General features: G+C 49.7%; 29 protein-coding genes. 2 read left to right on the top strand and 27 right to left on the bottom strand.

All coding sequences use genetic code 11. The features are described 5' to 3' along the window. Window positions 1-324 precede the first annotated feature (324 nt). A complete protein-coding gene (locus SHK35_RS09430) occupies window positions 325-885 on the top strand; it encodes a manganese efflux pump MntP (RefSeq protein ID WP_318709594.1) in 561 nt (186 codons plus the stop codon). Here the strand turns inward: SHK35_RS09430 and SHK35_RS09425 are convergent. The 15 genes from SHK35_RS09425 to SHK35_RS09355 all read right to left on the bottom strand — a co-directional run bounded on the left by SHK35_RS09425 (window position 882) and on the right by SHK35_RS09355 (window position 16,233). Then, window positions 882-2,018: a glycoside hydrolase family 88/105 protein gene (locus SHK35_RS09425; protein WP_318709597.1), complete on the bottom strand. Its 1,137-nt coding sequence runs from the start codon at window positions 2,016-2,018 to the stop codon at window positions 882-884. The two genes, SHK35_RS09430 and SHK35_RS09425, sit on opposite strands and share 4 nt — an antisense overlap. Window positions 2,019-2,140: 122 nt before the next feature. Beyond that, window positions 2,141-3,712, bottom strand: a complete 1,572-nt coding sequence (locus SHK35_RS09420; RefSeq protein WP_318709593.1) for a putative ABC exporter domain-containing protein — start codon at window positions 3,710-3,712, stop codon at window positions 2,141-2,143. Window position 3,713: 1 nt separating this feature from the next. Next, window positions 3,714-4,427, bottom strand: coding sequence for an ABC transporter ATP-binding protein (locus tag SHK35_RS09415; protein WP_318702906.1), 714 nt, complete (start codon window positions 4,425-4,427; stop codon window positions 3,714-3,716). A gap of 72 nt (window positions 4,428-4,499) precedes the next feature. After that, window positions 4,500-5,351 (bottom strand): TraX family protein, encoded by an 852-nt coding sequence (locus SHK35_RS09410; protein ID WP_318709592.1) that lies wholly within the window; start codon window positions 5,349-5,351, stop codon window positions 4,500-4,502. Between the two features lie 173 nt (window positions 5,352-5,524). Continuing rightward, window positions 5,525-6,223 carry a response regulator transcription factor gene (locus SHK35_RS09405; protein WP_318702904.1) on the bottom strand — a complete coding sequence of 233 codons (699 nt, stop codon included), beginning with the start codon at window positions 6,221-6,223 and terminating at the stop codon, window positions 5,525-5,527. Between the two features lie 15 nt (window positions 6,224-6,238). Then, window positions 6,239-7,048 carry a hypothetical protein gene (locus SHK35_RS09400; protein WP_318709591.1) on the bottom strand — a complete coding sequence of 270 codons (810 nt, stop codon included), beginning with the start codon at window positions 7,046-7,048 and terminating at the stop codon, window positions 6,239-6,241. After that, window positions 7,041-7,589, bottom strand: a complete 549-nt coding sequence (locus SHK35_RS09395; RefSeq protein ID WP_318709590.1) for an RNA polymerase sigma factor — start codon at window positions 7,587-7,589, stop codon at window positions 7,041-7,043. The genes SHK35_RS09400 and SHK35_RS09395 overlap by 8 nt, the downstream gene beginning before the upstream one ends. 171 nt (window positions 7,590-7,760) lie before the next feature. Next, window positions 7,761-8,498: a tRNA pseudouridine(38-40) synthase TruA gene (gene truA / locus SHK35_RS09390; RefSeq protein ID WP_318709589.1), complete on the bottom strand. Its 738-nt coding sequence runs from the start codon at window positions 8,496-8,498 to the stop codon at window positions 7,761-7,763. After that, on the bottom strand, window positions 8,485-9,660 hold the full coding sequence (gene ytvI, locus SHK35_RS09385; protein WP_318709588.1) for a sporulation integral membrane protein YtvI: 1,176 nt from the start codon (window positions 9,658-9,660) through the stop codon (window positions 8,485-8,487). Before ytvI ends, truA begins: the two co-directional genes overlap by 14 nt. Before the next feature lie 6 nt (window positions 9,661-9,666). Further along, window positions 9,667-10,278, bottom strand: a complete 612-nt coding sequence (gene yihA / locus SHK35_RS09380; RefSeq protein ID WP_318709587.1) for a ribosome biogenesis GTP-binding protein YihA/YsxC — start codon at window positions 10,276-10,278, stop codon at window positions 9,667-9,669. Between the two features lie 73 nt (window positions 10,279-10,351). Next, a complete protein-coding gene (gene clpX / locus SHK35_RS09375) occupies window positions 10,352-11,614 on the bottom strand; it encodes an ATP-dependent Clp protease ATP-binding subunit ClpX (RefSeq protein ID WP_318709586.1) in 1,263 nt (420 codons plus the stop codon). A gap of 40 nt (window positions 11,615-11,654) precedes the next feature. Beyond that, window positions 11,655-12,254: an ATP-dependent Clp endopeptidase proteolytic subunit ClpP gene (clpP, locus tag SHK35_RS09370; protein WP_318702892.1), complete on the bottom strand. Its 600-nt coding sequence runs from the start codon at window positions 12,252-12,254 to the stop codon at window positions 11,655-11,657. Window positions 12,255-12,433: 179 nt separating this feature from the next. Next, a complete protein-coding gene (tig, locus tag SHK35_RS09365; protein WP_318709585.1) occupies window positions 12,434-13,774 on the bottom strand; it encodes a trigger factor in 1,341 nt (446 codons plus the stop codon). 134 nt (window positions 13,775-13,908) lie between these two features. Continuing rightward, window positions 13,909-15,198: an ATP-binding cassette domain-containing protein gene (locus SHK35_RS09360; RefSeq protein WP_318709584.1), complete on the bottom strand. Its 1,290-nt coding sequence runs from the start codon at window positions 15,196-15,198 to the stop codon at window positions 13,909-13,911. A 3-nt stretch (window positions 15,199-15,201) separates the two neighbouring features. Beyond that, window positions 15,202-16,233, bottom strand: a complete 1,032-nt coding sequence (locus tag SHK35_RS09355; RefSeq protein WP_318709583.1) for an ABC transporter substrate-binding protein — start codon at window positions 16,231-16,233, stop codon at window positions 15,202-15,204. Between the two features lie 240 nt (window positions 16,234-16,473). Here SHK35_RS09355 and SHK35_RS09350 point away from each other — a divergent pair, with 240 nt between their 5' ends. Then, window positions 16,474-16,671 carry an alpha/beta-type small acid-soluble spore protein gene (locus SHK35_RS09350; protein WP_318683647.1) on the top strand — a complete coding sequence of 66 codons (198 nt, stop codon included), beginning with the start codon at window positions 16,474-16,476 and terminating at the stop codon, window positions 16,669-16,671. Between the two features lie 83 nt (window positions 16,672-16,754). Here the strand turns inward: SHK35_RS09350 and yaaA are convergent, their stop codons facing one another. The 12 genes from yaaA to SHK35_RS09290 form a co-directional block, all read right to left on the bottom strand. After that, window positions 16,755-17,495: a peroxide stress protein YaaA gene (gene yaaA, locus SHK35_RS09345; RefSeq protein WP_318709582.1), complete on the bottom strand. Its 741-nt coding sequence runs from the start codon at window positions 17,493-17,495 to the stop codon at window positions 16,755-16,757. A gap of 16 nt (window positions 17,496-17,511) precedes the next feature. Next, entirely contained in the window at window positions 17,512-17,964 is a 453-nt protein-coding gene (locus SHK35_RS09340) for a peroxiredoxin (protein ID WP_318709581.1), read from the bottom strand. A 27-nt stretch (window positions 17,965-17,991) separates the two neighbouring features. After that, window positions 17,992-18,645, bottom strand: coding sequence for a fructose-6-phosphate aldolase (gene fsa / locus SHK35_RS09335; protein ID WP_318702886.1), 654 nt, complete (start codon window positions 18,643-18,645; stop codon window positions 17,992-17,994). 90 nt (window positions 18,646-18,735) lie between these two features. Beyond that, a complete protein-coding gene (locus tag SHK35_RS09330) occupies window positions 18,736-19,587 on the bottom strand; it encodes a serine/threonine protein kinase (RefSeq protein WP_318709580.1) in 852 nt (283 codons plus the stop codon). Further along, on the bottom strand, window positions 19,577-20,365 hold the full coding sequence (locus tag SHK35_RS09325) for a hypothetical protein (RefSeq protein ID WP_318709579.1): 789 nt from the start codon (window positions 20,363-20,365) through the stop codon (window positions 19,577-19,579). Before SHK35_RS09325 ends, SHK35_RS09330 begins: the two co-directional genes overlap by 11 nt. Window positions 20,366-20,474: 109 nt before the next feature. Next, the gene (rseP, locus tag SHK35_RS09320) at window positions 20,475-21,530 is read right to left on the bottom strand and encodes an RIP metalloprotease RseP (protein WP_318702883.1); all 1,056 of its coding nucleotides are present in this window, start codon (window positions 21,528-21,530) and stop codon (window positions 20,475-20,477) included. A gap of 3 nt (window positions 21,531-21,533) precedes the next feature. Then, window positions 21,534-22,679 carry a 1-deoxy-D-xylulose-5-phosphate reductoisomerase gene (locus SHK35_RS09315; RefSeq protein ID WP_318709578.1) on the bottom strand — a complete coding sequence of 382 codons (1,146 nt, stop codon included), beginning with the start codon at window positions 22,677-22,679 and terminating at the stop codon, window positions 21,534-21,536. A 13-nt stretch (window positions 22,680-22,692) separates the two neighbouring features. Then, window positions 22,693-23,517: a phosphatidate cytidylyltransferase gene (locus SHK35_RS09310; protein WP_318709577.1), complete on the bottom strand. Its 825-nt coding sequence runs from the start codon at window positions 23,515-23,517 to the stop codon at window positions 22,693-22,695. Between the two features lie 4 nt (window positions 23,518-23,521). Further along, window positions 23,522-24,229, bottom strand: a complete 708-nt coding sequence (locus tag SHK35_RS09305) for an isoprenyl transferase (protein ID WP_318709596.1) — start codon at window positions 24,227-24,229, stop codon at window positions 23,522-23,524. 117 nt (window positions 24,230-24,346) lie between these two features. Further along, window positions 24,347-24,898: a ribosome recycling factor gene (frr, locus tag SHK35_RS09300; protein ID WP_318709576.1), complete on the bottom strand. Its 552-nt coding sequence runs from the start codon at window positions 24,896-24,898 to the stop codon at window positions 24,347-24,349. A gap of 79 nt (window positions 24,899-24,977) precedes the next feature. Beyond that, window positions 24,978-25,673 (bottom strand): UMP kinase, encoded by a 696-nt coding sequence (gene pyrH, locus SHK35_RS09295; RefSeq protein WP_318702878.1) that lies wholly within the window; start codon window positions 25,671-25,673, stop codon window positions 24,978-24,980. Window positions 25,674-25,685: 12 nt separating this feature from the next. Beyond that, the gene (locus tag SHK35_RS09290; protein ID WP_318709575.1) at window positions 25,686-26,570 is read right to left on the bottom strand and encodes a polymer-forming cytoskeletal protein; all 885 of its coding nucleotides are present in this window, start codon (window positions 26,568-26,570) and stop codon (window positions 25,686-25,688) included. Window positions 26,571-26,581: the final 11 nt, after the last annotated feature.

Raw genomic sequence — 26,581 nt, 5'->3', positions numbered from 1 at the left:
TGGCATTTTTTGAAAGTTGTGGATAACAGGATACGGCAGATTTGCCTGGTGGAGATAATTCTGCGGAAACTCAAGTTACAAATCTTCTTGACAAAAAATATCAATTAGGGTATCATGTAAAAACTGAGATGAATAAACACTGTGAGGGAGTAGTTGACAGCCCCCGGCTGTGGTAGTATCAACATAATGATGTTTTCATCTGGTATTACCGAAGCAGTTTTGCGATAATGAGACTCACGGACAAAGGCATTTTGGCGTGCCTGTTGTCCGTGGGTTTTTTTATCGGTTCTTCTCAAATCCAAATATCAGACTAAGGAGAATGTCATGAGTTTACTGAGTCTTTTTGTCATTGCAGTGGGCCTGTCCATGGATGCCTTTGCGGTGTCCATCTGCAAGGGACTGGCCATGAAGGAGGTAACCCTGAAGAAAGCCGGAATCGTGGGGCTTTGGTTCGGAGGGTTTCAGGCGCTGATGCCCCTGATCGGATACCTGCTTGGCAGCCAGTTTGAACGTTACATCACTTCCGTGGACCACTGGATTGCCTTTGTCCTTTTGTGCCTTATCGGAGGCTCTATGATAAAGGAGGCTCTCTCTAAAGAAGAGGAATGCGCCAACGCTTCCCTGGATGTCAAAACTATGCTCCTGCTTGCCGTGGCCACCAGCATAGACGCGCTGGCGGTGGGCGTCACCTTCGCTTTCCTGCAGGTGGACATTGCGGCCGCCATTTCCCTGATCGGCGTGATCACCTTTTTCCTCTCTTCCATCGGCGTAAAGGTGGGAAATGTATTCGGAATCAAATACAAGGCAAAGGCAGAGCTGGCCGGAGGCATTATTTTAATCCTTATGGGCCTTAAAATTCTGTTGGAGCATCTGGGGATTCTTTAATTCCCCAGACGCCGCATTTCCGTATAAGCTAAAAGCAGAGGGCCTACTCCCTTTGCGTCATCCTCCACAACGGGCTCGGACATATAGTACTCAAAGCTTCCATCCCGCCTGGTATTGTTTGCCGGTCCAAGGCCGGCCACCAGACAGATGCCTCCCAAGCTTAGGCTGCCGTCCTTTTCCTTCAGGTATTTATCGCAGATGCCATGGAAGGCCTTCAGTCCGTATGCCCGGTAGGACTCCGGCAGGAAGCCTAAACGCACGCCCTTTAACAGGGAATATGCCATAATGGCGCTGCCGCTTGTCTCAAGATAATTGGGTTCCTTCCCGCCCAGGGCAGGCAGCTGATACCAAAGACCGCTCTCATCCTGGAACTTAAGCATGGAATCCGTAAGGTCCACAAACACCTGTCTGAGATTGTCGTAATCCTTCTGGCAGCTTTCGTCCGGCTCACACTTATCCAGGGTATCCAGCAAGGCCATGGAATACCATCCCAGGGCTCTCAGCCAGAAATTCTGAGACAATCCCGTTTCCTTGTCACACCAGAAAATTTCCTTGGACGCATCATAGCCGTGATAGTAAAGTCCGGTCTTTTCATCCCGCATCCTCTTTACCACATTTGCAAACTGATGGAAGATATCCTGATAATTCTTCTTATCGTTAAATTTAGTCTCATACTCCATATAAAAGGGCTGTCCCATATACATACCGTCCAGCCAGACCTGATTGGGGTATATTTTTTTGTGCCAGAAGTTACCCTCCGGGGTTCTGGGCTGGTTCTGCACCTGACTGTAAATCAAATCAATGGCCTTGCGGTACTTTTCCTTTCCGTTAAGCGCATACAGGGCAAACAGGGTTTTTCCCGCGTTCACATTGTCTATATTGTACTCCTCCACGGAATACCCCTTTATGGTGCCATCCTCATTTACTCTGTGATCAATAAAGGCATCGGCAAATTCATAGTATTTCTGTTCCCCTGTAGCCTGGTAGATTTCCAGAAGCGCCAGTATCATGCAGCCGTCTATGTAATTCCAGCCCACAGCCTTTCCTTCCTTTGCCTTCTCAATATTCCAGGCCGGAATATCCAGAGTGCTTTTTTCAATTAATTCATCAATATACTTCTCAAAAATTGGCATTTGCATGCAGTTTTCCCTCCAATCAGTCTTGTAACCTCTTACAATCACAATTTTACACGCAAATGCCCGCTGCGTCAATGAACAATTCCTCGGACAGCTCTTCCCCCTTGGGGCGCTCCCCTTCAGGCCGTCTCCAGCTTATAGAAATTCAGAGCTGCCGCCAGCATAAACAGGACGGTAGCCAATGTCAAAAATACGATCATAAGGAAATAGGCCAGGTTGAGACCCCCTGCAAGGAATCCCACAAAGGCTCCCAAAAAAGCGAATCCGATTACAATCCCCTGTATGAAAAGCTGAAACAGCTGCCTGCCCACTCTGCCCAGAATATTTCCGGTGAGCGCTTCCGCCACAGCAAGCGCATACAGCTTATTGGCGCTTAACACCACGTAAAACACCACACAGAGAGCCGCCGTAAGGGGCGACATCCCCATCACCACAGCTCCCGGCAGCGTAAGCAGCAGGCCATTGATCAATGCCTGTATGTGCTGTATGGCTGTAGCATACCACAGCTTGCGGAAGGCTGTGTCCGGTATCAGATAGGTGTAGGGAGAGGCTATCTCCTTTGCCCATTTCCCGCTCAAGGTGGTAAAAATAAAAATCACGTAGGCAGAGACACCCGGAATCATAAAGGGCGTAAGCTCTCCCATGCCGCCCTCGGCAAGATATAAATACGCAATTAACACTCCTGCTATCAGCGCCGCCCCGGTATTTAGGTCAAAAATAAAGAACCTGCTTTTGCGATATTCCAAAAGCTGCCTGTAAAACAATGCTTTTGCGCCTGTTCCCTTATAGGTCACCCTGGCCGTGCCGTACCTGGTCCGCTTTCCAAGCCTTTTATCGGTTCTGCCCTGCCTGCGGCTTACCAAAACCTCCTCGTAATCATCCGCAAATTTCATAGCGTCCTCAAAGTACGCGCCCGTGCACCGCATACGAAACGCCGCCCAGAGAACCGCCGCCAGAAAAATAAAATAGGCCGCCGTTCCTGCCAGATTTACCGCCGTTGGCCCGGTGAAAATCAGGTGCAGCACCGCAATATACCAGCCCGCCACAGGAACCATCTGCACCAGATCGCTGTTGAGGAAATTTAAGACGCTGGCAAGACTCAGCCCCTGAGTGATATAAAAATAAATTCCCACCGCCACAAACATTGCCACCAGAGCATAGGCGCCCTTTACCACCATCTGGCGGACCTTAGGACTTTTCCACTCAGCGCCGTAGAGCAAAAGCATTATGCCCCCCTCCAGCAGATTCTCCACCAAAATGGAGAAAACAAAATATACCGTCACCTGCAGCCACCCCACATGAAAGAGAAGGGCTCCCAGCACTGCCACTGCCAGATTCAAGACGGTCTGTATGCCGAGATTTTTCAGATGAGCATACAGAAGAATCTTTTTCGGCGTCACAGGCGATGAAAACAAAAAATGTACATCGCTTTTTCGGTAGATCAATCCCTTTCTTTTGGCATAGGCAATGAGGTTTCCCGGTATCACCCAAAAGGCAAAAGCAGTCAGAACTGCCGCCATCCAGGAGGGGGAATCCATCCCATATTCCTCCAGCATAACCTGCAGAGAGAAGGGAATCATAACTGCATACAGCAGCACAAAAAGCAGATAAATATATGTGATCGGCTTTTTCAAAGCCATTTTTACACGATTTACAAAAATCCGCCGGTATAAATAGAAAATCGCTCCCATATCACTCCACCCTGTCCTCTTCTTTTCCGGAGCCGGTAACCTGGAAAAACAGCTCTTCCAGATCCTCATCCCCCACTTCCTCTCTTGTATAGGTTCCCAGAATATTTCCCTTGTCCATCACAAAGGTCACATCCCACAGCTCCTTGACCATCTCCAGCATATGAGTGCTGATCAGCACGGTACTGCCGTTATCCCTCAGCTCCCGCACCACCTGCTTGAGCTCCTTGATGGCTGCAGGGTCTAAGCCCACCATGGGTTCATCCAGCAGAATCACCTTAGGGGAAACTAAAAGCGCACAGCAGATGCTGACCTTCTGCATCATACCCTTGGACAGCTCATTTCCCAGCTTATCCTGCTTGTCCAAAAGCTCAAATCTCTCCAAAAGCCTTTCCGTCTCCTGGTCTCCCACGTTCAGCCCATAAGCCCTTTTGATAAATTCCATATGCTCCCTCACCGTCAGTGCCTCGTACATGCTGGGAATCTCCGGTACATAGGCAAAGGAACGCTTGGCCTCCATATCCCGGGAGCTGAGCCCCTGAATGCGGATACTCCCCTCAAAGCGCAGCAGCCCGGCAATGCTTTTGATTACGGTAGATTTTCCAGCTCCGTTGGGACCCAGAAGAATGCCCACCCGACCATCCGGCACCCGAAAGCTCACTTTGTCCACCGCCAGTGTGGAACCGTATTTTTTTGATAATTGAATTACTTCAAGCATATTTTTCCTCTTTATACTTTCTCCTTGTATTTTCGTCCCTTTGTTTTTACGATAAATTTTTCCAAAGGCCGTTTACACCACTGCATACCCAGCCACACCCAGCAGTAGGCTGATTCCGTAAATCAGCAAAAGATGCAGCGGATAAAACAGATAAAAAATGTATTTCAGCTTAAGTCCCCTCTGCCCGTTATAAAAACCAATGGGAAGAAAGGCTAACGGCGCCGTAACCTCCCATGCAAAGGCCACACAGCCTGCAGCGATCAAAGCCGCCTTTTTCTTTCGAAAGGCATACATCACCGTAATGCACAGCACTCCGATGGCCGCATAATCTGTTTTGAGCGCTTCTGCCAGCCCGCAGCAGACCAAAAGGGCGGCCGCCGACAAAAACAGCTTTGCCGCCAGATTTGGGGCTTTCCCGGAAAAGAACTGTGCCTTCCATATCTTATCGTATGCAAGCATGGCAAGCAGTCCCAAAAACAGGGTAAAAAATACATTTTGATAGGAAAACTCCAATACCTGCGCATTAAATGCCAGGTCAAAGGGTATCTCCGAGATCAGGGCAAAAATTCCCAGACGCAGCGCATATTTTTTCACATCATGGGTTTTTTGAAAGCCCTCTATGAGCAAAAAGCAGAAAATGGGGAAGGCAATTCTCCCTATCATCCTCATAGCCGTATAGGTCAGGTATAAAGCTGCGTTTTCCTCAAGCCACAGAATCAGGTCTGCCACATTTTGTGAGAGCGCCGCTTCCATATAACCGCTTGCCATCAAAAACCGTCCCAGCAGGGCAGCCCCCACATGATCGATAAACATGGTGACAATGGCAATGATCTTTAAGGTGCTTCCGCTGATTCCTCTCTTTCTTGTATCGGGTGCAGACAAAACAGCTTTTCCTGCCTGTTCATTGATCTGTAAACTATCCATAGACAATCTCCTTTAACTATTGTTGTATTAGTCAATTAATACAATAATATAAATGATATCATTTGTCAATCACTGAATCAGAACGTTACGTTTTTTAACGTGCAAAACCGCTGTCCGAAAAAAAAATTTTTTTCACGCAGAAAAAAGACAGGTCCGAAAACCTGTCTCCTTCCTTATCCCACCTTGTAGCCGTTCCCCCACACAACCTTGAGGTAACGGGGCTCCCTGGGATTTGCCTCTATCTTTTCTCTGATATGCCGGATATGTACCGCAATGGTATTATCCGCGCCAATGGCCCTCATATGCCATATGCTCTCATAAATCTGGCTTATGGACAGAACCCTTCCCCGCTGCTGCACCAGAAGGCGCAGAATATTGTACTCGATGGGGGTAAGCTTTACCTCCCGTCCCTCCACGGTAACCGTCCGGCGCATATCGTTGATTTCCAGCCCGTCTACCTTATAAATTCTATCAATATTGGCGCACATATTCACCAGCTGCGTGTATCTGCGCAGCTGGGATTTCACCCTGGCCACGATCTCCAGAGGATTGCAGTCCGCCAGCACATAATCGTCTGCGCCCGCATTTAACGCCATAATCTTTGCGGTCTCAGACGCCTGATTTGACACCACTACAATGGGAATGCTGCTCTCCCGGCGGATCTGCCCAATCATCTCAACGCCGCTGCTCCAGCCCTTATCCTGAAGCTCCACATCCACCAGCAGTAAATGGTACTCCCCTGTATGCAGCTTCCTGTGAAGCTCCTTATCATCCTCAATGGTCTGCATGCGGATTTCCTCTCCCTCCAGCAAAGAGCCGATAGCCTCCGCAACTCCTGTACGATTGTTGTAGATTAAAATTGTCCTTTCCATAGATGCCGTACCTCCCTACTCTTCCTTAAAATAGATACTCAAATCCAGATTATTTAGAATGTGCTCAATGGTTTCTTCATCATAACCGCTAAAGTCCAGCTGCAGATCCCGCCCGTTCACGGAAATCACTGCATGGGTTGAGCTCACCATTCCTTCCTCCATTATGTCAAACAGCATATATTCCAGCCCCTGGGAATTGGTATATTCCCGCTCATTGTCACTCTCTCCGGTAAATACAGTGCTGGAGGCATATCCCGTAGCATCCCTGTGATCCCACTGGGACATGGAAAAACAGCATTCCTCATAGTTTACGGTGAGCATCACCCGATCCCCCTCTCCCATAACTAAGACCCTCTCGTTCAAGGGCGTTCCCCCCAGCCAGTCCTGGTCAGGAATCGCTATGGAAATATCCTCCGCTTCCTCAAAGGCTTCTATGGAGGTATACTCCACCGGCACATAGGTCTGTGCTTCCAATACCTGCGGCTCTTCCCGCTCCTGTGCCAGAGCGCTTTGTGCCGCTTCTGCTTCCGCACCGGCTTCTTTTGCGGGTAAAGTTTCTTCTTCCGTCACCAGCGCTCCTTCGCTGACAGCGGTAAAGCCGTTTTCCGTCACCTGGAAAATACTTTTGTGATAATTCATGGCCGTAACCGTTCCCGCCCCGCAGGCCAGAAACAAAACCGCCGCAGCAGCCTGCATTGCCGTTTTACGCCTCCGCCGGTTCAACAGTCTCCTGTGTCTAAGCTCATCTGTCACGCAGTCAGCGGAAATATGATACCTGGGCATACTGTCCACGGCCTGTTTATATGCTTCCTTAAATTTACGCAAAATCATACTCCTCCTTCAGCGATTTTCTCAAAAGCTCCCGTCCCCTGGTCAGCTGGGATGTGACGGTGGATTCTTTACGTCCCATGACCCTGGCGATTTCCCTGACGGAAAGCTCTTCATAGTAAAACAGATGAATCACCTCTCTGTATCTGACAGGCAGTGCGCTCACCGCCCGAAACAGCATTTCCTTCTCCTCCTCATTCATCAGGCTTTCCTCCGGCCCTGGCACAGGTTCCTCAAATCTTCCACAGAGAGCCTTGCAGTCCTGCTCCCATATCTCCTCCCGGCTTCTATGCCGGTTCCATGCACTGCGCCAGATTTTGCGGCAGGCATTTAAGGTCACATGGATCAGCCATGCCTTTTCATGTTCCTCTCCCGCAAAGGACTCCTGCCGTTTCACGTACTGATAAAAAACCTCCTGTACCACATCCTCGGCATCCTGCACATTCTGCAGCTTGAGAAAGCTGATCTTGAACAGCATATCCGCATACCGGTCAATTTTTAGTTGTAGCTCCTGATGGTTTCTTTCCTGTTCCGTCATTTTTTCTTTCGCCTTAAGGCAAGCCTTTCTATTAAGTAATATCCCTTTCAGGCATAATATACTGCAAACTTGTAAACTTTTTGCATATAAACTCATCAAAAAGCATCAAAAAAAGCCCTGTACAAGTATTAGACTACTTTACAGGGCAAAAAGTTTCATGATTCATAAAATTTAATAGAAAACCTTCATCAGCGTCAATCCCCTGGACGGAGCCAGCGCCCCGGCCAGCTGTCGGTTTTTGGCCTCTATCAATGCCGGGATACTGTCTGCATCCCTTTTGCCTTCCCCCGCCTCCAGCAAGGTTCCCACAAGAATCCGCACCATATGATGCAGAAATCCATTTCCGGTAAAGGTAAAGGAAATCAGACTTCCCTCCTGTTCCACAGAAATGGAATCCAGCCGCCTGATTGTGGATTTCTTTCCCTTCTTTGCAGAGGTAAAGGAAGCAAAATCATGCTCTCCTTCAAGATAACGGGCTCCCCGCTCCATGGCAGACAAATTTAAAGGCTCCGCCACCTGCAGGGAATACCGCCGCAAAAACACATCCGGCACACTGCTGTTTAACACCAGATACCGATACTGCTTGCCTTTTGCATTGAGTCTGCTGTGAAACCTGGGCCCCGCCTCCGAAACCTCCGTCACTGCTATATCCTCAGGGAGATACCTGTTTATGTACTGAAGCATTTCCCTTGTGGACATCGGGCAGTTCGTGTGAAAATTTGCCACCTGTCCCAGCGCATGAACCCCCGCGTCCGTTCTTCCGCTTGCAGAAAGCTCCACCGGCTCCCCGCACATTCTGCCAAGAAGCGTCTCAAGACGGCCCTGAATGGTATTTTCAGAGCTTCCCTGGCGCTGCCAGCCCTGGTATCTGGTCCCCTCATACTGCAAAAGAAGCCTAATGTTCCTCATGCGTTTCTTCCTCCTTCCGGTCTTTGGAAATCCCTTCCAGGTCCTCCTCCTGCAGCCTGCGGAAACAGTTGATCCCGCTCACCAGAATCATCACGCTGTTCTTGGTAGTGTCAAAAACCCCCTCCTCATACATGGTGTACACAATTAATCCCAGAGGAACCGCCACAATCATCCCCAGCACACCTCCGAATTTATAGCCCAAAAACAGCAGAAACAAGGTAGGTATGGGCGGCACTCCGATAGAATCTCCCACGATCTTAGGCTGAATCAACTGACGGGCAAGCTGCCCCACTCCCCATATGATCAAAAGTCCAATGGCCATCTGGTAATCGGCGCTCAAAATTTTCAATATTGCCCAGGGCACCATAACGGTTCCCGTTCCAAAAAAGGGAAGCAAATCCAAAAATGCAATTCCCAGAGCAATCAAAAGCACATAGTCCACATGAAGTATACTAAGCCCGATCACTAAGAGCAGATACATCCAGATTTCTATTTTCAGCTGGGCCTTCAGATAACCGCCCACGGCCTTTAACAGCGCCCGCTTCAGCATACGGTAACGGGTCTGAATGGACTCCGGCGTGTATTTGCGGAACCATTCCCCGATCAGATGCCGCTCCGCCACAAAGAAATAAGCGGACAAAAGAGCCATAATCACACCAATAATAATGGTGGGGAGCCGCTTTGCAAAATTTCCTGCCGCTGCGATGGTAGGGGAACCCGCGCGGCTAAACAGCTCTCCCACGTAACCGCCAATCTGGTCTGAAAAGCTTGTGAGAGTGTTCTGGATATCTACAGGCAGCCTGCTGTAGATAATACTGAGATTTTGACCAATTTCCGCAAAATCCTCCTCCATGCTTTCCCATATCTGCGGCAGGGAATTGATCAGACCCACAATCTCCTCCACTAATTTTGCTCCAACAAGATACAGCACCAGCACCACAAGCCCGATTACCACTATGATAACAAATGCGCTGCCCACCTTCCTCTTCAGCTTGATCTTTTCCTCAAAAAACCGCACAAAGGGCCCGGCAATCAGCGCAATAATCCACCCCGCCACAAAAGGGGAGAAAAAAATCAACAGTCTGGGCACAAGAAAACAAACCGCCAGAAACACCAGTCCGGCAATCGCCAGATTTGTCAATGCCTTGCAATACTTCTTCACAGCGCTTCACTCTCCCCCCTGCTGCGGGCCCTCTGTCCCAAGGAATGTTTCTATCACTTCATAGATTTCTTCTCTTCCCTGCTTGGTCTGGGCCGAAAAAGGAATGATAAGAGTCTCCTTTGATGCGTCCAGCGTAGTTTTAATCAGCTTTATCTGACTCTGTATCTGACTGCGCTTTATCTTATCCAGCTTGGTGGCGATAATAACAGGCTGATAACCGTTTCTGCAGATCCAGTCATACATAACCACATCGTTCTTTGTGGGCGCGTGCCTGATATCCACCAGAAGAAAGACCGTCCGAAGCTGTTTGGAACGGCGCAGATAATTTTCAATCATTTTTCCCCACTGGGCCTTCACGCTCTCGCTGACCCTGGCATAGCCGTACCCGGGCAGATCTACGAAGTAAATGGCATCATTTACATTGTAATAATTGATGGTCTGGGTTTTTCCGGGCTGTGAGCTGATCCGCGCCAAAGACTTTCTGTTCATCAGCGCGTTAATCAGAGAAGATTTTCCCACATTGCTCCTCCCCGCAAAGGCCACCTCCGGATAGGCATTATCCGGCAGCTTGCTGGTAATGCCGCAGACCGTCTCCAGATTTACACTTTTAATTATCATTTTTCCTCACTTTTGTCAAAAAAGCGCCGCCCAAAAGGCGGCGCCTGCTGCATAAGACGCTGCCGTCTCATGTTTATTTCGCTCTCTTCATAGCCTCTCTGTGAATGGTAAGGGGCTTGCTGTCCCCCTCCACCGCTCCTTTGGTAACCACACAGGCCTCTATGGTATCGTCCGAAGGAATCTGATACATGGTATCCATCATAACGCTCTCCATAATGGAGCGGAGTCCCCGGGCTCCAGTTTTGCGCTCAAAAGCTTTTTCCGCGATGGCCTGTATCGCATCCTCCTCAAAGGTCAGCTCCACATCATCCATGTCAAACAGCTTTTGATACTGCTTGATCAAGGCGTTTTTCGGCTCCTTCAGTATTTTTACCAAGGCCTCCTTATCCAGTCCTCTCAGGGATACGCAGATAGGCACACGTCCCACAAATTCAGGAATCAATCCATATTTCACCAAATCCTGCGGGGTAACCTCCGCAAGCAGATCGCTGAGCTCCTTCTCGGACTTCTTGGAAATCTCTGTGTTGAATCCAATGGACTTGCGGTCCAGTCTGGACTCCACGATCTTCTCCAGTCCGTCGAAGGCCCCTCCGCAGATAAACAAAATGTTGGAGGTGTCGATCTGAATCAGCTCCTGATGGGGATGCTTTCTTCCTCCCTGAGGAGGAACGCTTGCCACAGTCCCCTCCACAATTTTCAGGAGGGCCTGCTGAACACCTTCTCCGGACACATCACGGGTAATAGAGACATTTTCACTCTTCTTTGTGATCTTATCAATCTCATCAATATAAATGATGCCAAACTGAGCGCGGTCCACATCATAGTCCGCAGCCTGAATGAGCTTTAACAGGATGTTTTCCACATCCTCGCCCACATAGCCGGCCTCGGTGAGGGTGGTGGCGTCCGCAATGGCAAAGGGCACATTGATAATCTTTGCCAGAGTCTGGGCAAGATAAGTTTTGCCGGAGCCCGTGGGCCCTATCATAATAATATTGCTTTTCTGCAGCTCCACATCATCCAGATCCTTGGGCGCCGTCACTCTTTTGTAATGATTGTATACCGCCACAGACAAAACCTTTTTTGCCTCCTCCTGGCCAATCACATAATCGTCCAGAAAATGCTTGATCTCCTTCGGCTTCAAAAGATTAATCTCGGGATTTTGAACCTCTTCTACTTCTTCATCCTCCAGCTCCTCCTCCAGAATATCGGCGCAGATATCCACGCACTCGTCACAGATATATACCCCTGCCGGTCCCGCAATCAGCTTGCGCACCTGGCTCTGGGTTTTGTTGCAGAAGGAACATCTTACATCATTACCGGAATTTTTACCTGCCATTAATTTACTCCTGTTTCCTCACTTTTACTTTCTGCGCTTTTTACTTGGTCTCCTGCACGTCATGGGAGACGATCACCTTATCAATCAGTCCGTATTCGCAGGCCTCCTGTGCGCTCTTCCAGTTATCACGCTCAGTATCCGCGCAAATAGTCTCATAATCTCTTCCTGTGTTTTCCGCCAGTATACGGTTCAGCTTCTCTTTGGTTTTCAAGATATGCTTTGCCGCAATCTCAATTTCCGTAGCCTGGCCCTGGGTTCCTCCCAGCGGCTGGTGTATCATGATTTCCGCGTTGGGAAGGGCAAAACGCTTTCCCTTTGCGCCGCCTGCCAGCAGAAAAGCCCCCATGCTGGCCGCCATGCCGATACATACTGTGGATACGTCACATTTGATATAGCGCATGGTATCGTAGATAGCCATGCCCGCCGTAACGCTGCCCCCGGGGCTGTTAATATAAAGGTGGATGTCCTTCTCCGGATCCTCCGCCTCCAAAAACAGCATCTGTGCCACCACAATGCTGGCCGTGGTCTCATTTACTTCTTCTCCTAAAAAAATAATCCTGTCTTTTAAAAGTCTTGAATAGATATCGTAAGATCTTTCACCCTTGCTTGTCTGTTCAATGACATAAGGTATTAAAGCCATCTCAAATCCTCCAATCCGTCAATTCATAAAATCCACATCAGTTCTATCATATCCCACTCAATTTCCTTTTTCAATGAGAAAACGCTGATTTAATAAAAACTTAACATACATACGGTTGTACCCGGGAATTTCCCGGGTACAACCGTATGTCTCTCTCCCCATCGTCCTTCTGTGCGGGCTTAAGCTTCCTCTTTGGTCTCTTCCTCTGCCTTTTGGACCTTTGTCCTGGAAGCCTTTGTCTCCTTGGCATTTTCCACCACGAAGTCCACCGCCTTTTTGATGCAGATATCTTCCTTTACCTGCTTTTTGCCGTTTTCGCCAAGCAGTTCCTTTACCTTTTCAGGCTCAAGCTGATAAGCCTCGCCCATTACCTTTACCTCTTCCTCAAATTCTTCCTCGGAAGCCTCAATCTTTTCAGCAGCGGCAACTGCCTCCATAACAAGACGGGACTGGATTCTCTTAAGGGCCTGAGGCTTTACCTGCTCCAGCATTTTATCTGCAGTAAGACCGGTAAACTGCATATACTGATCCATGGAAAGACCCTGGGACTGGATTCTCTGGGCAAATTCATCCACCATCTGTCTCTGCTGTGTCTCCAGCATGGCATCAGGAATCTCCATCTGCGCTTCCGCAATGACAGCGTCTATCACGGCATCCTCCTTTGCGCTCTTTGCCTCAGCCGCCTTTCTGTCTCCCAGCTTCTTTTTCACATCCTCCCTGTACTCTGCCATGGTGTCAAATTCAGACACCTCGCTTGCAAACTCATCGTCGAGCTCGGGAAGCTCCTTTTCCTTGATCTCCTTAACGGTACACTTGAACACAGCGGGCTTTCCTGCAAGCTCGCTTGCCTGATAATCCTCGGGGAAGGTCACGTTCACCTCAACCTCTTCGCCGATCTGTGCGCCGATCAATCCCTCCTCAAAACCGGGAATAAAAGCACCGGAGCCAATGGTCAGAGGGTAGTTTTCTCCTTTTCCGCCCTCGAAGGCAACGCCGTCCACAAAGCCTTCAAAGTCAATTACCGTCATATCCTTGTCCTGTACCGGCCTGTCCTCCACGGTAATGGTCCTTGCATTGCTCTCTCTCTCTCTGCCGATTTCCGCTTCCACTTCCTCATCGGTTACTTCCACGTCCATCTTATCCACCTTCACGCCCTTATATTTTCCAAGGGTCACCTCCGGCTTCAAGGCCACCTCCGCCGTAAAGACAAAGGGCTTTCCAGCCTCGATCTGGGTCACTTCAATCTTTGGTGAAGAAACAATACTCTCCTCACACTCCTCCAGCGCACTGTCATATGCCTGGGGAATCAGGGCATTGGCGGCATCCTCATAAAATACCTCCCTGCCATAAACCTGCTCAATCATCCTGCGGGGCGCCTTGCCCTTGCGGAAGCCCGGGATGCTGATCCTGTTCTTATTTTTTCTGTAAGCCTCATCCAGCGCCTTTTCCAATTCCTCCGCAGACACCTCGATGGTCAGCTTTGCCATGTTCTTCTCTAACTTTTCTACCTGTAAACTCATTCTATATTTCCTCCTTCAACCGCCCTGTGCCGGGTATCTATTCATTCTTTCATATAAAAATCAGCACATAATTACAGTCATTTTAGAATTATAGCATAGGACCCGCAAAAACACAAACATTTTTACGAAGATTTTTAGTACATGTGGGTTGCCATCACAAGCAGTCTCCCTTTTCTTCTTTTCTCCACATATTCCCTGGCCCGCTCTCTGGTCTGCACGTCCATACCCGTAAAGGGCTCGTCCAAAAGCAGAATCCGGGAATCCGCCTCCAGGGCCCTCACCAGCGCCACGCGGCGCTTCATGCCCCCGCTCAGCTCCCTGCAGGGCTTATAAAGAGCTTCCTCCTCCAAAAGCTCCCTCAGAGCTCTTTTGGCACACTCTCTGTCCCCCGTAACCAGCTCCACATTCTTAACTGCACTGTAATCCTCACAGAGCCTGTCCTCCTGAAACACCATGCTGCAGTTCCCCTGACGCAGGATGCTGCCCTCATCCGGCTGTTCCAATCCGCACAGCAGGAAAAGCAGCGTGGTCTTGCCGCTGCCCGAAGGGCTTTGGAGCAGAACCTGCTCTCCCGGTCCGTAGCTGGCGGAAAGGTTCTTTATCACGGATAACTCCCCATAGGACTTGGATACTCCGCTTAAGAGGAGCCTCCCCTCTGTACCGGACTCTTTTTTTAAGGCGGACCTTCTACAGGAGGGCTCCCACCTGAAAAATAAGGAAAGCAGAAAAAGAACCGCCCTCTCAAATACTACGCTCAGCAGAATCACCACAGCCGTCCAGGCAAAAACTCCCGCCGTATCCAGATTAATTTTTGACAGATACAGCCTTTCTCCGATGGAAAAATCCGGTATCCCGATCACCTCTGCCGCCACGCCGGATTTCCAGCTCATGCCCAGGGATATCTTCATTGCGCCGTACACAAAGGGCTTCAGCGCAGGCCGGTAAATATAAAAAAAACGATTCCAAAAAGGCAGTCCGAACACTCTCCCCATTTCTAAAAGCTTCTGATCCGCCGCCCTAAGCCCCTCCAGGGTCTGAACATACAGATTCGGAAACACCACTAAGAAGCTGATAGCCGCCGCCAGCGCGGAAGACCCCCACCAGATCAGCAATATCACTGCAAAGGAGGCCACCGGTATGGCTTTTAAGAGCGTCATGACCGGAGAAAGCACCTCCTCAAGCAGCCTGCTTTTATAACTTGCCCCCGCCAGGAAAAGTCCAAGCGCCGTCCCCAGGAAAAAGCCTCCTGAAATACGAAGCAGGGAAGCGCCCACACTGCACCAGAAATCCGCTCTCGGCAGCAGCTCCCACAGCCGCCAAAGGGCCTGGGTGGGCGTGACCAGGAGAATGGGATTGTCCACCCACAAAGCCAATCCGTGCCACACAGCCAGCCAAAATATGACAATTAAAATTTTGCGTCCCATAATTTACTGTCCCATATAATAGAAATCCTCTCCTGGCAGCGCTCCTCCCACGGATTCCGGGGACTGCCCATAAAGCACCTCAAGATATCCGGAAAGTGCCTGCTTCATGGCTTCCCCTGTGATGCAGGTTATATTACACCGGGGAATCGCCTTCTGTGCAATGGCCTCCTCAGCTACAATCCCCTGGGAAACTGCAAAAGACGCACCTGTTTCCACGTCCTCATTAATCTGCGCCGCACTCTGACTGTGCTCTTCCAGGAAAGAGCGCACCGCCTCTTCCTGCTCCTCCAGAAATTCCTTCCTTACAACCGTAACTCCGGTTACCAGACTGCTGCCGTCCTCCCCCTGCACCTTGTCCCATTCCGCATTCAGATCAAGCACAATGTCCAGTTCGGGATTCTGGACGCAGGCTGATGTCACAAAGGGCTGGGGCAGCAGGCCGATGGCGTCGGGGTTTTCCGCAAGCACCGCTGCCACCTCCGCAGCCTCGGACTTATACTCCAGCACACAGTCCTGAGTGGTCATTTGATTGGCATTTAAAAGATACTGCAGGGCATAATCCGGCGTGGTGCCTTTGCCCGTCAGATAAATGGTTCTGCCTTTCAGATCGGCAATGCTCTCCACAGAATCGTCCCCCGACACCACATAGAGCACGCCCAGTGTGTTAATATCTATCACACAGACATTGCCCTCTGTTCTCTGGTACAGCACGCTGGCCACATTGGCCGGAACCAGCGCGATATCCAGCTCGTCCTTGACCATCAAAGGCAGCAGCTCATCCGCCGACGCCGCCATCTGAAACGCATAATTGTTTTGCGCCTCCCCATTCTCCGCCTTCTCCATCAAAAAAAGAAGTCCCATGGAGGTAGGCCCTTTCAGTGACCCCACGCGCACCGTCTCCCCTTCCTGCGCAGATGTGTCTCCGCTTCCCACGCAGCCTGTCAAAAGCCCAGCGGCCGCAAGCAAGGCAAGGCCCAGCATCCATATTTTATTTCCTTTTTTGTTTCTTTTTATTTTTGCTTCATTCCTTTTCATTGTAGTTCTTCCCTTCAAAGGCTGGGATTCCGGTGAGCTTTTCGCTTCCCGGTCTCCGTTTTATGCTAACCTTTTGACCCTGACATCCAGTATAACAAAAAAATGAAAAAGTTACCATCATATTTTTTTTTCTGCCGTTCATACTATTACCAAGATAAGTGATGGCAAACACGTGATGTCAAAACTTATCTTGATCATATAAACTGCAAAAAACAAGAATGTATTCGGAGGTGAAACAAAATGGCAAGCAGAAGTAATAGAGTAGAAGTTCCTGAAGCTAAGGCAGCAATGGATCGTTTCAAGACTGAGGTTGCATCTGAGCTTGGCGTAAACCTGAAGGAGGGGTACAACGGTGACCTGACTTCCAAGGAGGCCGGTTCTATCGGCGGAGAAATGGTACGTCGTATGATCAGAAAACAGGAAGAGCAGATGAAGTAAAACACTGTACAAAATGGAAGGCGCCGCAAAATCATCAAAACAGATGATACGCGGCGCCTTCCGCTTTGTGCGCAGGCCCATGCCTATATGACAAACACCATTTTTTTCTCGTCCGAAAGCTCCTTAGAAAACCGATAGCCCAGAGCCGAAAAGGCTTTCACGCCCTCCAAATCTGAAATATCATTTTCCGCAAGAAACCGGACCATCTCTCCCCTTGCCATTTTGGCAAGGGTTCCCTTTTGCTTTACCCGTCCTCCCTCCAGCTGTCCGAACACACAGGTTACCAGTTTATCTCCTGGCTTTAAGTACTGCTCTATGGCCCGTGAATATTCTCTGGAGGCCAGATTTAAGAGAATTCTGTCCTGATCCCACACAGCCTCATACAGCAGACTGCCCCAAAATTCATACAAATCTCCGGCTCCCTCCACTGCAAGCGGCGCCTGCATCTCAAGACGATATGGCACAACCCCGTCAAAGGGCGAAAGAATACCGTAAAAGCCGGACAGTATCCGCAGATGCTCCCCTATGTAGGCAAGGGCCTTGTCCGTAAAAACCATGGGAGACATATGCTGATACTGAAGCCCCTCATAGGCAATGATGGCAGGAGTCAGGCTGCGTGTAAGATCCATGCAGCGTATCCTGTCATAATTTTGGCGGGCCAGCTTGTCATTGCACCTCCACAGGGTCTTGAGCTCCTGATAGTCCATGTCCGCCATAAGCTGTGCGAGTATCCTTGTTTTTTCCAAAAATACCGGCGTTCCCTCCACAGGAAAGGTGTCCGTATCCACTTTCATTTTCTTGGCCGGTGAAATGATAATTCTCATCCCTATTCCCCAACGCCTACAGCTGTGAGAGCATCTGCCCCGGATTCTCTGCTGCCTTTACTTTTCCAAAGGCCTTTGTGATCACACCCTCTTCATCGATCAGATAGGTGGTGCGGACTACTCCCATGGTCTTTTTGCCATACATATTTTTCTCCTGCCATACATCATAGGCCTGTATGGCCTCAAGGTTGACGTCCGAGAGCAGTACAAAGGGAAGATTGTACTTTTCCTCAAATTTCTTATGGGAAACTGTGCTGTCCCTGCTTATGCCAATTACAACCGCATCCTTTTCCAAAAACTGGGGATACAGCTCCCCGAAGCCGCAGGCCTGTCTGGTACAGCCCGGCGTGTTATCCTTTGGATAAAAATACAGCACCACCTTCTTACCTCTGTATTCCTTCAGGGTGTGCATGACCCCATTTTGATCAGGCAGCTCAAAATCAGGCGCCTTTGTTCCCGCTTCCAGCATAGTTTATTTTCCCTTCGTCCTTTTTCTCTATTCTCCGAAAACAGCCTTGTAATCTGCCTGGAATTTGGCAATGCCTGCGTCCGTCAGCGGATGCTTCACCATCTGCTCAATTACGGCATAGGGAACCGTTGCAATATCCGCTCCCGCCAGAGCGCAGTCCGTAACGTGAATGGGATTGCGGACGCTGGCTGCGATAATTTCCGTGTCCAGATCAGCCACAGCAAAGATTTCTGCAATTTCACGGATCAAATCTACGCCACGCTGGCTGATGTCATCCAGACGTCCCAGGAAGGGAGACACATAAGCAGCACCGGCGCGAGCCGCCAAAAGCGCCTGATTCGCGGTAAATATCAAGGTAACGTTTGTCTTGATACCCTCAGCGGAAAGCACTTTGCAAGCCTTTAATCCCTCCACGGTCATGGGAATCTTAACTACCATATTGGGATGAATCTTCGCGATTGCCCTTCCCTCGGCAATCATTCCCTCTGCGTCAACAGTTGTGGCTTTTACCTCGCCGCTGATAGGGCCGTCCACAATGGAGGCAATCTCGGCAATCACCTCTTCAAAGACTCTGCCAGCCTTTGCAATCAGGGACGGGTTGGTGGTAACCCCACAGATAACCCCCATATCGTTTGCCTTTCTGATCTCCTCCACCTTTGCGGTATCAATAAAAAAACGCATACTTCACACTCCTTTTCAAATTATAATAGGGTTGTTATTAATTTAAGTATATTATATTTTCCAAAAACAGCAAGTCAATTTTTGCTGTTTTTAGGACTTTTTCCAAACAGCCTTAGCTGCCCGGTATCCGGTTTTTTCCTTCCATCCCCAAAGAAGCCTTCCTCTTTTTTCCTCCTCCAGGCACTCCCACAGCATATCCAGACAAAAGCGCATATCTCCCGGTCTTTTTTCAGGGTCCCTTCTGGTGCATTCCGCCAAGAGAGCCTCCAGCGTTTTCCGGCATTTCCTTTCCCCGCAGCGTCCGCTCTTTTTTTCTCTTAAGCTCCCGCTCTGAAGCATATATTCCAGCATTTTTCCAAAAGCATAAATATCCCCCGCAGCAGACAGCCTTTCCCCGGTCAGCTGTTCCGGAGGCGCAAAACCCGGCGTTCCTGCCCGGTCTCTGTTTTCCCCCAAAGCACAGGCGCACCCCAAATCCAAAAGCTTTGCCCGTCCATCCTGTAATATCTGCACATTCCCCGGGTTTAAGTCTCTGTAAAGCACAGGCTTACAGCGCTCATGAAGGTAGAGCAGCCCCTGGGCAAGGGACATGCCGATTCTGGCCGTCTGGGCAGGGGAAAGTCCCCCTCTTTTTTCCACCAGATGCTTCAGGCTCATTCCCGGAAGATACTCCATAATCAAAAACGCCCTGTCCTGTTCCTGCCAATGATCGCAAAAGCGCGGAAACAGGGGATGAGACACTTGCCCCAGCAGCTTTGCCTCTGCGGCCAGCATTTCCTTTTTGCCGCTTACCTTACAGGCAAAAAATTCTCCCGTATCTCTCCTTTTTACCCGGTACACCCTGGAGAAGGCTCCCTGTCCTGCGCTGTCAAGCATTTCATATCCCTTCTCGTACAGCTTCCTCTCCATTTCTGCCCCTTTCCCTGTTATCTCACCTTCCATCTCTTAATCCCCCTCCCTTTTCTGCCAGGGACACCACCAGCGCCGCTCCCAGTCCTTTGCCTCTCTCTGCGGCCTTCGCCCGTATTTCTGCCTCCCGCCCAAGCTCCCCCAGACGCTTATCCAGCTGCCTCTGGGTGCGCAGACTCTCCATCTCCATACACCCCTTGAGCATCTCCTCTGTCAGATTACTGCAAAAGGAAGCCGTTGCCAGTAAAACCCCGGCGCCCGGCTGTAAAATTCCCTGTTTTATGCAGAAACGCTCTTGTCCCTCTCCGCAGCCGCCGCTTCCACAGACTTCCGTGTTTTCTCCCGCAATTTTTTTCACATTGGGCCGCAGAAACCTGGTGTTAATCTGGTAAATACTCTGCCCGCCCCGGTGAAAAAGCAAAAAGCCATCCCCTCCGCACAAAATACCCGATACTTCTATGTCTTTTCCAGCGCCTTTTTCAGCGCCCTTCCCAGCACATTTCCCAGACATTTTTGTTCTGTAGTCCAAAAGCTCCTCATCCACCCTCCGAAGCGCCCGCTCCAGGCTTTCTTTTACCGCCCTGCTTTCTGTTCCTCTGCCTTTTGCACAAAGCAAAGCTCCCATACGGCGGTACCACAAAAGAAGCTGTCCCGTAAAATACCTGTCCCCTCCCGCTGCAGCCGGGTCGCAGCACACGCAGGCAAAGGCCAATGCCGTCTGCCTGCAAGTTCCCTGCTGCAAAAGCAAAGACACTCCGTCTTTTTTTCCTGCGCCCCGTTTATGGTAACAGGAAGTTAAAAAGTCTCCCATTTTTTGTCTCCCTATTCTGTTTTGATTTGTTTGTGAAATTTTGTGAAAAATAAGATTTTATTGATGGAAATAAAAAGAAAAATCGGGGAAGGGCAGCCGCCCTCCCGCCTTAATTCAGAAAAATATTGGATAAATCGTTGAAGAACAGAAATACCATAAGCACCATGAAAAACATAAGGCCGATAAAATGCACCATGCCCTCCTTTTCCGGAGGAATGGGCTTGCCGCGGATAACCTCAATCAGCAGAAAGACCAGCCTGCCCCCATCCAGCGCCGGAATGGGCAGAAGATTTAAGATTCCCAGGTTTACGGAAAGCATCAGCGTGATATTTAACATATTCACCAGGACATTCATAAAGCCTTCGTCCTTGGTCTCCTCATAGGTTCTCCCCACCAGGTTCACCGCAATGCCCACCGGCCCCGCAACATCCTGCCTGTCAACCTGGCCCCTTACTAACATCCCAAGGCTCTTATAGGTCATCTTTACACAATAGCGCATTTCATACCAGGCATATTTCAAACCGTCCAGCCCTTTAAGCTCCACAAATTCCGCATTAGAGATTCCAAGCATATACCGCCCTGTGGTCTCATCATACTGGGGCGTCAGCACTGTGCTGTAACGCTGCCCATCCCGTTCATACACCACATCCACAGTCCCCGACTCATACAGCATGGTAAACAGCTGAATTTCCTCGTACAGGTAAACCTTTTCCCCGTTCAGGGAAACAATGCGGTCTCCGTCCATAAGCCCCGCTTCTGCAGCCGCCCCGTTTTCCAGCACCTCCGTAGCCACCGGGTCCCTGATCACAATCAGATTGACCATGATCAACGCGATAATAAAAGCCAAAATAAAGTTAAAAAACGGACCTGCAAATACAGTGGAAATTCTTCCCCACACACTGGCCTTTAGAAAGGAGCCCTCACTGATTTCCCCCTCCTTGGTCTCCAGCCCGTCCTCGCCTTCAAACATACAGGCTCCGCCGATAGGAAACAGCTTCAGGGAATATTTGGTCTCTTTTTTCTGAAAGGAAAAAAGCGTAGGGCCCATTCCCACCGCAAATTCCACCACATGTATCCCGTTAGCCTTGGCCAGCAGAAAATGTCCAAACTCATGTGAGACAACCACCACCCCAAATATTATGATAAATAAGATCAGTGTTACCATCTGCTACTTAACCTTTCCTGCAATAAATTCATAAACCTGCCGCTGTGTTTCAAGGATTTCCTCCACAGTTGGATTTGGAAGGTTTTTGTGCTGATCCATGGATTCCTCTATCAGCTGCGGTATCTGCAGATAGGAAATCTTCCGCGCCAAAAACAGCTCCACCGCCTTTTCATTTGCCGCATTGTACACCGTAGGCATGCTTCCTCCCAGTCTGGCAGCTCTGTAAGCCAGGGCAAGGCCTGTAAAGGTGTCCGTATCCGGCTTTTCAAAGGTCAGATTTCCCAATTCAAAAAAGTTTACCCGCTCTCCCTCCATGGGTCTTCTGTCAGGATAAAAAAGAGCATATTGAATGGGAAGCTTCATATCCGGCATCCCAAGCTGCGCCATAACGGCGCCGTCCACATACTCCACCATGGAATGAATTATGCTCTGAGGATGGACTACCACCTCAATCCGGTCCAGGTCCACTCCAAAAAGCCATTTGGCTTCCATTACCTCCAGTCCCTTGTTCACCAGCGTGGAAGAGTCTATGGTGATCTTGCGCCCCATGGTCCAGTTTGGATGCTTCAGAGCGTCCTCCACCTGTATGCCTTCCAGCTCTTTTCTGGTTTTCCCCCGGAAAGGTCCCCCGGAAGCGGTCAGAAATAACCTGGATACCCTCTCCGCCGGTTCTCCGTTCAGGGACTGGAAAATTGCGCTGTGCTCACTGTCCACCGGCAGAATGGAAACACCCCGTTCCTTTGCAAGGGGCATAATAATATGGCCCGCCGTAACAAGGGTTTCCTTGTTGGCCAAAGCGATGTCCTTACCGGCCTCAATAGCGGCAATGGTAGGCTTGATACCAATCATTCCCACAATGGCGGTAACCAATACCTGCACCTCATTCAAACCTGCAATTTCCAGCAGTCCTTCCATGCCGCAGGTTACCCTCACGTCCAAATCTGCAACTCTTCTTTTCAAGTCCGAAGCCGCCTCTTGTGTCCACATACAGACCGTGGATGGCCCAAATTCCCGGACCTGCGCTTCCATCAGTTCCACATTGGTGCCTGCTGCCAGCGCCGACACCGAAAGGTCTTTGTTGCTTCTTGCCACCTCTAACGTCTGTCTTCCTATAGAGCCCGTGGAGCCCAATATTGCTATTCTCTTCATGGTATTTCCTCAATTAAAAACGAATCATCAGCACCGTGAGAAAGTAAATCATAGGCGCTGTCACTATCATACTGTCAAAGCGGTCCATAATGCCGCCGTGTCCCGGGATAAGATGCCCGTAATCCTTAATGTCATGGTTTCTCTTGATGGCGGAGGCCGCCAGGTCTCCCACCATGCTCATCACTGCGGAAGCGGCGCAGATAAAGGCAATCATCCACGCAACCGTCTGATCGGGAAATGCTTTCTCCACAAAAAAATATCCGTACAGTCCGCCGATTAACGCAGCTCCGGCCACGCCGCCAATGCAGCCCTCTAAGGATTTATGGGGGCTGAGCACCGGGAATATCTTTTTCCTTCCAATCAGCTTTCCAACTGCATAGGCGCAGGTATCACACCCCCAGGAGCTGATCAGAATCATCCATACCATATAAATTCCCTGTGGGCACATACGAGTGAGGTACACAAAGGACAGCATCACCGGCGCATACAGAAAGGAAAAAAAGGCGGCTGTCACCTGACCCGCCTGAAATTTGGGAAAGGTCACCACGTATACAAGCATCAGACCCATAAACACTCCCACAATGCACATGAGCATAAGCTGTGTGTCCCCCGAGAAGAAAACAGCCCCATACCAGCACAGAATTCCCGCCATTCCCACAATTTCAAGGCCATTTAATCCCTTTGGCTTCGACGCACACCGAAGGGCCTTTGTCAGCTCCCTGTAGGCTATGAGCGAGATAACCAGCAATATGGCCGCAAGGGGAATCCCTCCAAACCCCATGGCTAAAAGCGCTATCAAAACCAATACAATCCCACTGGCAAGTCTGGTCCAAAACATAGGGTTATTCCTCCTTTAAGCCGCCATATCTTCTGTCTCTATGATTATATGCCTCCACCGCTTTGACCAATTCTTCTTTTGAAAAATCAGGCCAGGCAACCGGGGTAAAATAAAATTCCGTGTATGCAAGCTGCCAGAGCAGAAAGTTTGAAATTCTCTGCTCGTTGCAGGTGCGGATCAAAAGGTCCGGATCCGGTATCCCCGCCGTGTCAAGAAAGCCTGCAAAGACTTCCTCACTGATCCCTGTCTCTGACAGTCCACCGTCCTTCACCTTCTGCACAGCCTTTTTCACAGCCCGCAGAATCTCGTCTCTGCCGCCGTAATTGATGGCGATCTGAAAATGAAGGCCGTCGTTATTCTTTGTTGCCTCCTCCAGCTCCTCAATGCGGCTTCGGATATCCTCGTCAAGCCTCGACTTTTCTCCCAGCACCCGGACGCACATACGGTTCTTCTCCGCCGTCTTCAGGCAGGTTTTCATATAGTTTCGCAGAAGCTTCATCAATGCGTCCACCTCATCCTGGGGACGGTTCCAATTTTCCGTGGAAAAGGCGTACACCGTCAAATATTGGATTCCCATTCTGTATGCCTCCTCACAGATGGTCTCCACTGTCTTGGCCCCCTGGACATGTCCGTAATTGCGGGGCATTCCCTTTGCCTTTGCCCACCTTCCGTTTCCGTCCAGGATAATCGCCACATGCCTTGGCACTTTTATTTCCTCGCTCATTCTCCCACATGCCTTTCCTTGTTTTTACAGGACCACATACCACTCGGGTTATACACAAGGGAGCGGATAAGCTCTCGCATTCTCCGCCCCCGCATTGATTGGACTTTACACCGTCATGATTTCCTTGGATTTGCTGTCCATCAAGGCATCTATATCCTTGATGTACTTGTCGGTGAGCTTTTGAAGCTGCTCCTCCAGCTGCTTTATCTCATCCTCAGAGACTTCCGTTTTCGCCAGCTTCTTGAAGGCATCGTTTCCATCTCTTCTGATATTGCGGACAGCCACCTTTCCCTCCTCCGCCTTTTTCTTTACTTCCTTCACAAGATCCTTTCTTCTCTCCTCGGTCAGCTCCGGGAACACCAGACGAATCACATTGCCGTCATTAGAGGGATTGATACCCAGATCAGAGGTCAGAATCGCCTTTTCAATCTCCTTGATCATGGACTTCTCCCAGGGAGATATCTGAATGATCCGGGCCTCCGGAACGGTGACATTTCCTACCTGCTGAATAGGAGTCGGCGATCCATAATAATTTACCTTGATCTTATCCAGTACATGGGGATTGGCTCTCCCGGCCCGGATGGTGGCATAGTCCGATTCCAGATAATCATATGCCTTTTTCATTTTCTCATCATACTGCTGTAGTCTTGTATCCATATTTCCTCCGTCCCACCGCTGTGAAGGTTTCACCGCGGTTCCAATTTTATTCTTTACCTGCCGCCAGATTTCATACGCTTTAAACGATAACCTTTGTTCCCGTAAACCGTCCCTTCACGGCGTTTACAATACTGTTTTCCTCCTGAAGTCCAAACACCCACATGGGCATCTTGTTTTCCCTTGCCAGAATCGACGCCGTCATATCCACCACCTGCAGATTTTTGGCAATCACTTCGTCAATGGTGACCTGATCATACTTTCTAGCCGCCGGGTTTTTGTTGGGATCATCATCGTACACCCCGTCAATAGACTTTGCCAGCAGGATAACATCTGCTTCTACCTCTACCGCGCGCAGCACTACTCCCGTATCGGTGGAAAAATAAGGATGCCCTGTTCCTCCTGCAAAAAAGACCACCATGCCCTGTTCAAAATACGACTCCGCCCGGTCCTTGGAAAAGAGTTCCGTAAAGGAACCGCATACAAAGGGTGTGAGAATCCCCGTCCTCATGCCCTGGGAGCGGAAGATTTCCGACACATAAATACAATTCATAACGGTGGCCAGCATTCCGATCTGATCCGCCTTGGTGCGGTCGATATTTTCACTGGAGCGCCCTCTCCAGAAATTACCGCCTCCAATGACAATTCCCACTTGAAAGCCGGAATCAGCCAATTCCCTGACCTGCAGTGCAACCTTCTTGACCGTTTCTTCGTCAAAGCCGCTTTTTTGAGGACCTGCAAGAGCCTCACCGCTGAGCTTCAGTAATATTCTGCGCATGTTCTAACTCTCCTATTTCTGTTTTTTGCCTTCCATTTTGTAATCCTTAAAGAAGGAAGAGGGGCTGACATCCGCATAGCACTGAGAGCACATACCTTCGATCACCGCACCATTGTTGATTTGAACGGATTTTGACTTGATGTTTCCCATGACAATAGCCGACGCATCCAGAATAACCGGTCCCTTTACATCAATATCTCCCTTTACGGCGCCGGCAATGGAAGCGCTTGTGGCCGTAATATTACCGATAACAACTGAGCTTGCCCCGATCTTTACCGCACCCTCGCTGACAATCTCACCGTTGATTTTCGCGCTCTCCGCATAAATCTCTGCCGCCTTGGAATTACCCGTGATATAGCCGGTGACATTTAGCTTCCCTAATATATCAATATTTCCAATGATATTTCCCACCACATTTAAAAACCCTTCCGACGTGATATCGCCAGAAATGGTCATTCCCGCAGTGATAATAGAGGTTTCGTCCGAAACACTCTTTCGTTCGTAGGTATCCATTCTGTTTTCCGCCCCCTCTTCTGCCTGTTCTTCCATTTCTGTGTCAGGCGCAAGCGCCTTCTCCACCACGCTCTCCAAATCCATTTCCTGGGAATCCGGTTCTTTGTTCTGCTCTCCGGATGTGCCGCTTTCCAAAGCAGCTTCCCCCTGCCCAGGCTGCGTATACAAAGACTGCGTATGTACCGGCTCCGCTTCCTCCTTTACGGCTTCCGCCGTTTCCTGTATGCCAGACAGCCCTCCCTGGTCCGCTTCTGCCACCGTCTGGGGAGGCTTTACAGACTCGCCGTTCCTTTCCGCATTTCCTTCTGCATTTTGTTCCTCTTCCGGCATTAATTCATTAACCGCCTGCGACAGGTCCTCCTTCAAATCTGAGAAAAAACCCATGGTACCTTATA

The organism is Candidatus Acetatifactor stercoripullorum, from assembly GCF_944382095.1.
Classification (GTDB): domain Bacteria; phylum Bacillota; class Clostridia; order Lachnospirales; family Lachnospiraceae; genus Acetatifactor; species Acetatifactor stercoripullorum.
This window is presented reverse-complemented; position numbering and strand designations above follow the sequence as displayed.

What these genes read in the sequence shown, in the direction of transcription:
- SHK35_RS09430 (WP_318709594.1), top strand. Translation starts at nt 325, where the DNA reads ATGAGTTTACTGAGTCTTTTTGTCATTGCAGTGGGCCTGTCCATGGAT.
- SHK35_RS09425 (WP_318709597.1), bottom strand. Translation starts at nt 2,018, where the DNA reads ATGCCAATTTTTGAGAAGTATATTGATGAATTAATTGAAAAAAGCACT.
- SHK35_RS09420 (WP_318709593.1), bottom strand. Translation starts at nt 3,712, where the DNA reads ATGGGAGCGATTTTCTATTTATACCGGCGGATTTTTGTAAATCGTGTA.
- SHK35_RS09415 (WP_318702906.1), bottom strand. Translation starts at nt 4,427, where the DNA reads ATGCTTGAAGTAATTCAATTATCAAAAAAATACGGTTCCACACTGGCG.
- SHK35_RS09410 (WP_318709592.1), bottom strand. Translation starts at nt 5,351, where the DNA reads ATGGATAGTTTACAGATCAATGAACAGGCAGGAAAAGCTGTTTTGTCT.
- SHK35_RS09405 (WP_318702904.1), bottom strand. Translation starts at nt 6,223, where the DNA reads ATGGAAAGGACAATTTTAATCTACAACAATCGTACAGGAGTTGCGGAG.
- SHK35_RS09395 (WP_318709590.1), bottom strand. Translation starts at nt 7,589, where the DNA reads ATGACGGAACAGGAAAGAAACCATCAGGAGCTACAACTAAAAATTGAC.
- truA (WP_318709589.1), bottom strand. Translation starts at nt 8,498, where the DNA reads ATGAGGAACATTAGGCTTCTTTTGCAGTATGAGGGGACCAGATACCAG.
- yihA (WP_318709587.1), bottom strand. Translation starts at nt 10,278, where the DNA reads ATGATAATTAAAAGTGTAAATCTGGAGACGGTCTGCGGCATTACCAGC.
- clpX (WP_318709586.1), bottom strand. Translation starts at nt 11,614, where the DNA reads ATGGCAGGTAAAAATTCCGGTAATGATGTAAGATGTTCCTTCTGCAAC.
- clpP (WP_318702892.1), bottom strand. Translation starts at nt 12,254, where the DNA reads ATGGCTTTAATACCTTATGTCATTGAACAGACAAGCAAGGGTGAAAGA.
- tig (WP_318709585.1), bottom strand. Translation starts at nt 13,774, where the DNA reads ATGAGTTTACAGGTAGAAAAGTTAGAGAAGAACATGGCAAAGCTGACC.
- SHK35_RS09360 (WP_318709584.1), bottom strand. Translation starts at nt 15,198, where the DNA reads ATGGGACGCAAAATTTTAATTGTCATATTTTGGCTGGCTGTGTGGCAC.
- SHK35_RS09355 (WP_318709583.1), bottom strand. Translation starts at nt 16,233, where the DNA reads ATGAAAAGGAATGAAGCAAAAATAAAAAGAAACAAAAAAGGAAATAAA.
- SHK35_RS09350 (WP_318683647.1), top strand. Translation starts at nt 16,474, where the DNA reads ATGGCAAGCAGAAGTAATAGAGTAGAAGTTCCTGAAGCTAAGGCAGCA.
- yaaA (WP_318709582.1), bottom strand. Translation starts at nt 17,495, where the DNA reads ATGAGAATTATCATTTCACCGGCCAAGAAAATGAAAGTGGATACGGAC.
- SHK35_RS09340 (WP_318709581.1), bottom strand. Translation starts at nt 17,964, where the DNA reads ATGCTGGAAGCGGGAACAAAGGCGCCTGATTTTGAGCTGCCTGATCAA.
- fsa (WP_318702886.1), bottom strand. Translation starts at nt 18,645, where the DNA reads ATGCGTTTTTTTATTGATACCGCAAAGGTGGAGGAGATCAGAAAGGCA.
- SHK35_RS09330 (WP_318709580.1), bottom strand. Translation starts at nt 19,587, where the DNA reads ATGGAAGGTGAGATAACAGGGAAAGGGGCAGAAATGGAGAGGAAGCTG.
- SHK35_RS09325 (WP_318709579.1), bottom strand. Translation starts at nt 20,365, where the DNA reads ATGGGAGACTTTTTAACTTCCTGTTACCATAAACGGGGCGCAGGAAAA.
- rseP (WP_318702883.1), bottom strand. Translation starts at nt 21,530, where the DNA reads ATGGTAACACTGATCTTATTTATCATAATATTTGGGGTGGTGGTTGTC.
- SHK35_RS09315 (WP_318709578.1), bottom strand. Translation starts at nt 22,679, where the DNA reads ATGAAGAGAATAGCAATATTGGGCTCCACGGGCTCTATAGGAAGACAG.
- SHK35_RS09310 (WP_318709577.1), bottom strand. Translation starts at nt 23,517, where the DNA reads ATGTTTTGGACCAGACTTGCCAGTGGGATTGTATTGGTTTTGATAGCG.
- frr (WP_318709576.1), bottom strand. Translation starts at nt 24,898, where the DNA reads ATGGATACAAGACTACAGCAGTATGATGAGAAAATGAAAAAGGCATAT.
- pyrH (WP_318702878.1), bottom strand. Translation starts at nt 25,673, where the DNA reads ATGCGCAGAATATTACTGAAGCTCAGCGGTGAGGCTCTTGCAGGTCCT.
- SHK35_RS09290 (WP_318709575.1), bottom strand. Translation starts at nt 26,570, where the DNA reads ATGGGTTTTTTCTCAGATTTGAAGGAGGACCTGTCGCAGGCGGTTAAT.